Source organism: Dyadobacter tibetensis Y620-1 (assembly GCF_000566685.1).
In the GTDB taxonomy this organism is placed as follows: domain Bacteria; phylum Bacteroidota; class Bacteroidia; order Cytophagales; family Spirosomataceae; genus Dyadobacter; species Dyadobacter tibetensis.
In genome coordinates this window covers 1-1,415 of sequence record NZ_AZQN01000022.1, presented here as the reverse complement: position 1 = coordinate 1,415, position 1,415 = coordinate 1, and the positions used below count along the sequence as shown (strand labels likewise).

Sequence of the window (1,415 nt, the reverse complement as noted above, 5' to 3'; positions counted from 1 at the left end):
TTGTGGAGTCTGTTGCATTTTTCTAGGTTTGTGTTTTTAATCGAACCTATTTGTTTTGGAGAGTTTCTTGCCGCTTATCGAGTTAATCTTACCGGATTTTATAATTGAGAATTACTTGCTGACCCATGTAGAGAAGTCAGAGGAGCGTTATCATGTTTATTTGGAAGAGAGGAATTATCCACAGGATGATCCACGAAAGGCAGATTTACTTTCTAAGGGTTATTTTCCTACCATTACTGTCCAAGATTTTCCTATACGCGGACACAAAGTTTTTCTTCACATCAAACGTCGTAGATGGCTCAATACCAAGACAGGTAAAGTAGAATACAGAGATTGGAAGGAAGTAGCTGATGGAACGCGGATGACGAGTGAGTTTTCCGCTTTTTTAAAAGAAATTGGTGGATACGAGGGCTAATGATGTTTGGAGCATTAGTCGTTTCTATGGCGTTGATGGCAGGGCTTTGCTGCGCCAATATCGTGATTTTCAAAGTGGATTTAAAGACTGGAAGCAGAGAGGTCATGCAAAAAAATGGCTTTTGTATCCCGAAAACCTAGGCCCTCACTTATCAATTGATGAAACCAGCCTATCACGTGGAGAACTCTACACAATTCTAACAAACAAAGCTGCAAAGGGTGGACAAGGCAGCATAGTTGCCATCGTGGCTGGTACAAAAGCGGAAACTATAATTGAGGTTATTCGTCAAATTCCAGAGGCTCAACGTAAAAAAGTGACTGAAATCACCCTGGATATGGCTGGTAGCATGTCCATGATAGCCATGCGATGTTTTGTCAGAGCAACACGAGTTACCGACCGTTTCCACGTGCAGAGATTGGCTAGCGAAGCCTTACAGGAGATGCGTATAAAACTCCGATGGGAGGCTCTGGATCAAGAAAACAATGCTATTGAACAGGCGAAAGCTACCCAAACTGAATATTTTGCAGAAGTGCTACCAAACGGAGACACCGTTAAGCAGCTACTGGCTCGCAGCAGATACGCACTTTACAAAAAGCAAAACACCTGGACTGATAATCAAAGAGAAAGAGCCCAATTGGTCTTTGAGCGCTTCCCTGACCTAAAAAAAGCATATGACCTGGCTCAGGAGCTTAGTAATATCTTCACCAACACGAACGAGAAAATTTACGGATTAACAAGGCTGGCAAAGTGGCATGAGAAGGTCCGACAATCCGGGTTTAAGTCATTCAATACCGTTGCCAGATCCATTGAGAACCACTACAAGACCATTGTTAATTATTTTAACAACAGAAGTACTAATGCTTCAGCAGAATCTTTCAACGCGAAGATAAAAGCATTTAGAAGCCAGTTCCGAGGGGTTCGTAACGTGGAATTCTTCCTATATCGCCTAGCTCAGCTATATGCTTAATCCAAGTTACTCCACAACATTTGGTCTTGATCC

At 42.3% G+C, this 1,415-nt stretch carries 2 protein-coding genes; both read left to right on the top strand.

Annotated features, from left to right (window positions below):
* Positions 1-55 precede the first annotated feature (55 nt).
* Positions 56-415 carry an ISAon1 family transposase N-terminal region protein gene (locus X939_RS0121870; protein ID WP_025765395.1) on the top strand — a complete coding sequence of 120 codons (360 nt, stop codon included), beginning with the start codon at positions 56-58 and terminating at the stop codon, positions 413-415.
* Complete coding sequence (locus X939_RS0121865; protein ID WP_025765394.1) at positions 399-1,382, top strand: ISAon1 family transposase; 984 nt, start codon at positions 399-401, stop codon at positions 1,380-1,382. Before X939_RS0121870 ends, X939_RS0121865 begins: the two co-directional genes overlap by 17 nt.
* The last annotated feature ends 33 nt before the right edge of the window (positions 1,383-1,415 follow it).